Here is a 6,936-nt window from a genome sequence, read left to right on the forward strand (position 1 = left end):
GACATTTATTATTTTTTAGTACTCGATGATATGAAAACAAATCCGTCACATGATGAACCGGATAAATTGGCTTCTTACACACTCAAATAGAAAAAACTTGAAATACGAATGTCATTCGGTAAGGATACTTTGCAGCTAGCGGTGAACCCGTCTGAGGAGCCATGAGTTTCAGCTGAAAAAGCCGGCGTCAATTCAGGCTGAGTCAGCTGTCGCTAAACTGGGAAAACAACTCCTCGCCGGTAAGATTTCGGGTCTTCTCGGCAAATGAATAATATGTCGGTTTGCTCTCAATAAACACCTGCTCAGCCAATTGCCATTCATCGTTATTATCAAACAACCCAACTGGAATGGCGTACATTTCACCCTGTTTCAAGCGATAAAACAAATGGGTACCACATGTTTTACAAAAGCCGCGTTCAGCCCATTCTGAAGAATCATAAATTGAGATATTTTCAGCCCCCTCAAACGCTACATCACCACCACATTCTACCGCCAGCAATGGCCCTCCACCCCACTTTCGGCAGGTCTCACAGTGACAAGCCCCCATATGATAACTTTTGGGGGTGGCTACCAGACTGACGTTGCCACATAAACAGCTTCCGCTTTGTTCAGTTATGGAATTCATTTGCCCCCCTCCTGATTCATATCTGCATTTGTTTAGGTGTATCTGTATTTTTTCGAAGTGCTTGTAATACAGATAAGTAGTTCTCCCGCACAGCGATCCAATTATGCCATTGTCGCTGCAGTTCCTGATCTTGCCATCCAGATAGTGCAATGACGGGTTCGCGGGCATTGGCAAACACTTTGGTAATCGCTCTGGACTGTTTGCCGGTTAATAAGGCAACTTCTGCCAGCTCTTGATCGATAACCCAACGGGCGAATTCTGGCAAATGACTGCGAAAAACCTGCATATCGTGGAAGTCCCCCAGTAACTGCTGAACCTTTTTGCACCACTCAACCAGCGCTTTCGCGTTGCTTACTGTTTCGGTAAAGGGTTCGAGCAGATAACGCAGATATTTAATTTCAATACGTGCCAGATGCGTTTCTTGCATACCAGCATTCAGAAGTTGGTCAATCAGCTCAATACGCTGTTCCACGGTTTGTTCAAGCCATTTGCCTAAGCCAATACCCATTTTTTGTTTGATCTGAGGTTCAAGTCTCTGCTTTGGAGAAAATCGCAGTTCGGTGGACTGCTGATACGCCTGTTTCCCATATTCAATCAGCTTCGCCAAAGCAGGCCTATCGCCAATCTGTTTTTGGGCCAGTGACAACCAGGCCAAAGTCACCTCGTGGTCACGTACGGGGTTGCTCGCCTTGGCCAGGGCCTTAAGCCGTTTACCAACGGCCTTGTTGGTTTTGATTTCACCGCGGGTCAGTTTTACCCAAACCCGTAACCGACGCAGATCAACACGCATATCGTGTAATGCCTCAGGGTCATCTTCCGTGGTTTGAAAATGCGCCCAGGCTGTGCGAAATGCTGTTTCTTTCTGTCGAACTATTTCTGCAAGAATCTTACCCGCCGGCTGCAACAAGACAGGCTTACTGCCCGTGGTAGTTTCGACTTGAATTTTTTTACTCATAAAAAGTCTTTGAACAATTCAAGTATGAGGATCCAACTATACCCGTTTCCATTTTTGGCCGAGGTTTTAAAGGGGTCAGTGGTCGCCAGATAAAAAAGGTTCTAGTCAGCATACCCAAAAATAGCGAAGAAATGACAGGCCGTGCCCGCCAGAACAAATAAATGCCAGATAAAGTGACCATATTTCAGCCGTGAATCCATCGCAAAAAACACGACTCCGACGGTATAAAACACGCCGCCGGCCACTAACCACAATAATCCGGCAACAGGCACATTTTCCAGCAATGGCCGGATGGCAATGACAATCACCCAACCCATCAGTAAATACAGGCCGGTGGAAAAAACCAGATGGTGTCGTTTTTGAAACACTTTGAGGGCAACACCGGTAAAGGCCAGCCCCCAGACAATAGCAAAAAGCGTCCAGCCCCATGGGCCTTTGAGTGCACCGAGCGTAAATGGTGTGTAGGTGCCAGCAATCAATAAATAAATTGCAGAATGTTCAATACGGCGAAAAACACGTTTTGCCTTGCCGACAGGTAATGCGTGATATAGGGTGGAGCTAGATAAAGCAATATCATCGTGGCACAAAACACGCTGACGCCAACAACAAAGGCCGTTTCACCCAGCCGGGTGGCATGGACAATTAAAAAAGGCATGCCGATCAAAGCCGCGACAAGTCCTGTTCCGTGACTGACAGCGTTGGCTATTTCTTCCCCGGCAGATTGCTCACGATTGAGGCTGGTAAGCGACTTTTGCATATACTCCCCCTCTTGGCACATCAAACACGTTATTCAGTGTGTGAACGTCAGAACCCGTTAATCTTTGACAGCACGCTGATGCATAGTCCCATTCGATAAAACCAGCGACGAGTCAGTATTTTCAGCATCGTAAGTCACATCAATCAATGCAGACGCAACACTTTTTGTGGAAATAGGCCGCACAGAAGCAGGTAAAAACGATGAAATGGGTGTGAGTAACGAATCTGCCAGTTTTTCTGCAAAGCGATCATCATCCGGCCGCCCCAGCAGCAGTGAAGGTCGAGCAAAAAACACACTCGGCAAATTAAGTGCCTGTATATCGCGTTCCACCTCGCCTTTAACCCGATTATAAAAACTGACCGAAGAAATATTGGCACCGAACGCGGTTACAACACCCAGTTTACTGACCTCAGCCGCTTTGCAGGCTCGTGCAAATGCGATCACCAAACCATGATCAATCTGGCGAAAATTCGCTTTACTACCAGCTTGTTTTTGCGTGGTCCCCAAGGCAATAAAAGCAACAGAACCTGCTGGAATCAGAGGTTTTGCCTGCTGCTCCAGCTGCTCAAAATCAATAATCTGATGGGTGATTTTTGAAGTGATTGCATCCGGGAAATTGAGCAATACATCGAACGCACGACGAGATATCAAAATGATATTCGCAACGTCTTCCCGCTGACTTAACTGAGTCACCAACTGCGTTCCTACAGCACCCGTTGCACCTAAAACAATCGCTGTATCAGACATTGTCCTCAACCTCTATCGTTTCAATTTGGTATTAATCCGTAATCAAGTCAGCTGACTATTTGGCTTTTAAAGTTAGGCAACACTCGATATCCTGAGCCCAACAATGCCAGTAACCACGAGGAGCAAGCTAACCATTTTTAAGAAAGAGATGGACTCCTGGAAGATAACTATCCCGGCTATTGATGCTCCGACGATACCGATACCCACCCAGATGGCATAAGCAGTAGCCATGGGTAAGGAACGCATAGCAAAGCTCAGCAAATAGAAGCTGCCAATCATTGCAATTAACGTGATGAGTGAGGGAACTGGCTTGGTAAACCCTTCCGTAAACTTGAGTCCTATTGCCCAAACCACTTCCAATAAACCAGCCAAAAACAGAATTAACCAACTCATGCAGACAACCTCTTAAATTGAAGGGGTCGTCCCCATTAATCGTGAACCAGCACCTCAGGGTCGTCCCTCAGGGCATGTGCCTGGAAAAGAACACAATGTAAAGCAATTTATCACAACTTACCGGCCCCTTCTACCATCTCACCATCTGAAGCTGATAATTATTTAACACTCAACATAATTCTGTTTTGACAGCGATTACCCCGGTGAAATATTTCACACCTTTTCCGCATACGGGCGCGGTGCCGAGGAAATATTAGGGACTTATATGCTGCTCGATCTGACGGCGAAAAGACGTAATGAAACCGGCCCGAATTTTAATCTCACTGATTGGGTGCGACATCACGACCGCTATGAAGCAAAGGGCCATGTTGACTCAACCGGACGCTACCAACCCTCAGAAAACTGCTGTCATTCAGGAGAAAAATAAATCTGTCCTCTGTTTTTTACCGTTGACGACGCTCGTGTTCCAGTAACCAGTGTTTGCGATCCAAGCCACCCCCATAGCCTGTTAAGGTTCCATTTTTCCCAATCACCCGATGACACGGGATGATAATGGAAACACGGTTCCCACCATTTGCAGCGGCCACTGCCCGCACGGCTTTGGGGTTTCCAACTCGCTCTGCCTGCGCCTGGTAGCTCGTGGTCTCGCCATAAGGAATCTGTTTTAACACGTTCCAGACCTGAGTTTGAAACGCGGTCCCAGGGGTGTGTAGTGCAACAGTAAACTGCTTACGTATACCAGCAAAGTATTCTTCCAACTCTTGCCTGGCTTGTTTGGTGTGTTCATTTTCGCCGGTTACAATAGGACAGTTTAAGTGCCTCTGAAGATCGTTAAACTCGGTTTCGAGCATTCGCCGATCGACAAACTCCAGTAAACAGACTCCCTGCTCTGTCGCACCAACAAACATAGGGCCCAAGGGTGTGGTAAATCGATTTATTGTGATCACATTATTCTCCAGACTTTGTGCTGGCGACCGCCCCATCACTTTCTTGAAGGTATAGCCAAATCCACTGAGTGATTCGTAGCTACTATCAAAAGCAGTATCCGTCGCTGTTTTGCCATGCTTTAATTCCTGAAAGGCAGTATTAATACGATACATCCGCTGGAACGTTTGGAATGTCATGCCGTAGTGTTTCTTAAACCAACGGCGGATTTGTTCTGGACTGATACCGAGTTGTTGCAACTGATCATCCGAAATTTTCTGCTTCGGATGGCTTCTGACTAACTCAATCGCTGCCGTCACCTGTTTGGGTGCCTCATTGGCGTTCTCGGTAGGTCGACAGATTTTACATGGCCGATAACCAGCATTCAGCGCATCTTTAAACGTGCTATAAAACTCGACATTCTCAGGTTTTGGTTTTCGGGCACGACAGATCGAGATGCAAAAAACGCCCGTGGTGATGACGCCCACATAGAAAATTCCGACATAAGCTTCATCACGGTTCAGCAACGCTTGATAGTAGTTTTTGATTTGGTCCGGGTTTTGAATTCGCATACGGCCATCCGTCGTTACAACAATGGATAACATACCCGCCCATGATTAATGCTACCAACCGAAAAATCGACGAGTATTTTTTTTGATCAGCAAACATCAAATGCACCCTTAGCAGGGCTTTTGATCTTTATAAAGATTCAGGAATACGTTCTTCATCCCGCAGGGTCAGCACTTCATACCCGTTCGATGTGACCGCAATGGTATGTTCCCATTGAGCAGATAACTTTTTATCAGCCGTAACGACCGTCCATCCATCTTTTCTGGTCTTCACTTTTGCCTTTCCCTGATTGATCATCGGCTCGATGGTGAAGGTCATCCCTTCCTGCAAAACCAGACCTTTCCCGGGCTGACCAAAGTGAAGTACTGCCGGTTCTTCGTGCATTTCCCGACCTATACCGTGTCCACAATATTCACGAACAACAGAATATCCTTGCCTCTCGGCATAAAGCTGAATCGCATGACCAATATCACCTAACGTTGCGCCAGGTTTCACAATGCGAATCCCCTCCCACATGGCTTCATAGGTTTTATCGACCAAACGCTTAGCAAGCGGCGTGACGTCCCCCATCATGTACATTTTGCTGGAATCAGCAATAAATCCACCCTTTTCCAACGTGATATCGACATTCACGATATCGCCCGATTTCAGTTTTTGATTGTCTGAGGGAACACCATGGCAGACCACATGATTCATGGAGGTATTAAGCACGTACTGATAACCGTATTGCCCTTTACTCGCTGGACGAGCGCCCAGTTGGTCAACAATAAACCGCTCGGTCAGATGGTTGATATCCATAGTCGTGATACCCACTTTCACGTGATTATCCAGATAACGGAACACCGAGGCGAGTAACCATCCGGCTTCACGCATCACAGCCAATTCGTCTGTATTTTTCAGTTTGATCTTAGCCACCGACAATCTGCTTTATATCGACATCGGCATGCTGCATTTGGGCACGGATAATTTCAGAAAAAGACATACTCGGATTCGCCTCCGCCAGCATGCCTATTTTTATCCAATATTCCGCCTGAGCATTGATGGAGCGGACCATAACCGAACTGGATTTTCGGATTTCTTCGTGCAGTTCATCGCTTATTTTAACAATCCCCATAACACATCCTAATATACGAAACATATACGGATCATATATTTTTGATGAGAATGCGACAAGTGATTGTTTTAAGCAGAATTGAAATTAAGTATCGTTCCAAGTGGAAAAATGTGAGATGAGAAAATCTATAGCCAACCGCGCCCGAAGCGGCTGAAAATGACGGTTTTTGTAGACAATCCAGCTGCTTGCTCCTTTACCCCAGAAAGGTTCGAGTATGGCAGCAAGCTTGTGATGTTTAATACCCTCATCAAACGTACTTTTCGGCATATAAGCAATACCCAAGCCTTGTTCACAGGCCTTGGCGACCACATTGGCATTGTTGCAGCGCCATCGACCTCTTACCCGGACACTCTTTGGATTACCGTCCATATTAAACAACCAGTGGTCGTTATTGGAAATAATGCAGCTGTGACTTTTTAACTGGTTGGGATGTGTCGGCGTGCCATACTGTTTTAAATATTCAGGACTTGCAGCGGCCATCATCGGCCGGCTGATTAATTTGCGGGCAATCAGACTGGAGTCGGCTAATTCACCATAACGCACGGCAAAATCAACTTCGTCTTCTACAAAGTTCACCATACGACTATTAAAGTCTATTTCCACGGTCAATTGAGGATGCTGTTGAGCAAATGTCATTAATGCCGGTGCGACAAAATGTTCTGCAAACCCGCCTGCCGCACTCACTCTCAATGTCCCACTCAGTTGCAATTGTTGCTGATTGACTTGTTCATTGGCCTGCTGCAGGCCAATAACCAGTTCTTTACATTGATGGTAATAAGCGGTGCCATTCTCCGTTAAATTGACCTGACGCGTTGAACGCGCCAACAACACACAACCGAGTCGCTCTTCCA

10 protein-coding genes and 1 pseudogene are annotated in these 6,936 nt (G+C 46.4%); 1 reads left to right on the forward strand and 10 read right to left on the reverse strand.

The window, feature by feature from the left end; all coding sequences use genetic code 11:
* Positions 1 to 202 precede the first annotated feature (202 nt).
* From B2W60_RS05695 to sugE, 6 genes are all read right to left on the reverse strand, one after another.
* On the reverse strand, positions 203 to 625 hold the full coding sequence (locus B2W60_RS05695) for a GFA family protein (RefSeq protein WP_292362180.1): 423 nt from the start codon (positions 623 to 625) through the stop codon (positions 203 to 205).
* Between the two features lie 16 nt (positions 626 to 641).
* Positions 642 to 1,580 carry a CHAD domain-containing protein gene (locus tag B2W60_RS05700; RefSeq protein ID WP_292362179.1) on the reverse strand — a complete coding sequence of 313 codons (939 nt, stop codon included), beginning with the start codon at positions 1,578 to 1,580 and terminating at the stop codon, positions 642 to 644.
* A gap of 101 nt (positions 1,581 to 1,681) precedes the next feature.
* On the reverse strand, positions 1,682 to 2,167 hold the full coding sequence (gene trhA, locus B2W60_RS05705; protein ID WP_292362178.1) for a PAQR family membrane homeostasis protein TrhA: 486 nt from the start codon (positions 2,165 to 2,167) through the stop codon (positions 1,682 to 1,684).
* On the reverse strand, positions 2,056 to 2,337 hold the full coding sequence (locus B2W60_RS05710; RefSeq protein ID WP_292362177.1) for a hypothetical protein: 282 nt from the start codon (positions 2,335 to 2,337) through the stop codon (positions 2,056 to 2,058). Before B2W60_RS05710 ends, trhA begins: the two co-directional genes overlap by 112 nt.
* Positions 2,338 to 2,394: 57 nt before the next feature.
* Entirely contained in the window at positions 2,395 to 3,084 is a 690-nt protein-coding gene (locus B2W60_RS05715; RefSeq protein ID WP_292362176.1) for an NAD(P)H-binding protein, read from the reverse strand.
* Between the two features lie 72 nt (positions 3,085 to 3,156).
* Positions 3,157 to 3,477 carry a quaternary ammonium compound efflux SMR transporter SugE gene (gene sugE / locus B2W60_RS05720; RefSeq protein WP_292362175.1) on the reverse strand — a complete coding sequence of 107 codons (321 nt, stop codon included), beginning with the start codon at positions 3,475 to 3,477 and terminating at the stop codon, positions 3,157 to 3,159.
* 193 nt (positions 3,478 to 3,670) lie between these two features.
* Between sugE and B2W60_RS14325 the strand changes: the two are divergent.
* Positions 3,671 to 3,904: pseudogene (locus B2W60_RS14325) on the forward strand (DUF899 family protein); the annotation flags it as partial.
* A 16-nt stretch (positions 3,905 to 3,920) separates the two neighbouring features.
* On the opposite strand, the gene B2W60_RS05725 reads toward B2W60_RS14325, so the two are convergent.
* The 4 genes from B2W60_RS05725 to B2W60_RS05740 all read right to left on the reverse strand — a co-directional run.
* Complete coding sequence (locus B2W60_RS05725; protein ID WP_292362174.1) at positions 3,921 to 4,973, reverse strand: bifunctional transcriptional activator/DNA repair enzyme AdaA; 1,053 nt, start codon at positions 4,971 to 4,973, stop codon at positions 3,921 to 3,923.
* Between the two features lie 127 nt (positions 4,974 to 5,100).
* Complete coding sequence (map, locus tag B2W60_RS05730; RefSeq protein WP_292362173.1) at positions 5,101 to 5,886, reverse strand: type I methionyl aminopeptidase; 786 nt, start codon at positions 5,884 to 5,886, stop codon at positions 5,101 to 5,103.
* Positions 5,879 to 6,085 (reverse strand): ParD-like family protein, encoded by a 207-nt coding sequence (locus B2W60_RS05735; protein ID WP_292362172.1) that lies wholly within the window; start codon positions 6,083 to 6,085, stop codon positions 5,879 to 5,881. Before B2W60_RS05735 ends, map begins: the two co-directional genes overlap by 8 nt.
* 84 nt (positions 6,086 to 6,169) lie before the next feature.
* Positions 6,170 to 6,936, reverse strand: a 767-nt coding sequence (locus B2W60_RS05740) for a substrate binding domain-containing protein (RefSeq protein ID WP_292363963.1), incomplete at its 5' end; no start/stop codon positions are given.

Source organism: Methylophaga sp. UBA2496, assembly GCF_002341635.1.
In the GTDB taxonomy this organism is placed as follows: domain Bacteria; phylum Pseudomonadota; class Gammaproteobacteria; order Nitrosococcales; family Methylophagaceae; genus Methylophaga.

Bases quoted from the DNA above. Each gene is read 5' to 3' on its own strand.
- B2W60_RS05695 (WP_292362180.1), bottom strand. From the start codon at position 625: ATGAATTCCATAACTGAACAAAGCGGAAGCTGTTTATGTGGCAACGTC.
- B2W60_RS05700 (WP_292362179.1), bottom strand. From the start codon at position 1,580: ATGAGTAAAAAAATTCAAGTCGAAACTACCACGGGCAGTAAGCCTGTC.
- B2W60_RS05710 (WP_292362177.1), bottom strand. From the start codon at position 2,337: ATGCAAAAGTCGCTTACCAGCCTCAATCGTGAGCAATCTGCCGGGGAA.
- B2W60_RS05715 (WP_292362176.1), bottom strand. From the start codon at position 3,084: ATGTCTGATACAGCGATTGTTTTAGGTGCAACGGGTGCTGTAGGAACG.
- sugE (WP_292362175.1), bottom strand. From the start codon at position 3,477: ATGAGTTGGTTAATTCTGTTTTTGGCTGGTTTATTGGAAGTGGTTTGG.
- B2W60_RS05735 (WP_292362172.1), bottom strand. From the start codon at position 6,085: ATGGGGATTGTTAAAATAAGCGATGAACTGCACGAAGAAATCCGAAAA.
- B2W60_RS05725 (WP_292362174.1), bottom strand. From the start codon at position 4,973: ATGCGAATTCAAAACCCGGACCAAATCAAAAACTACTATCAAGCGTTG.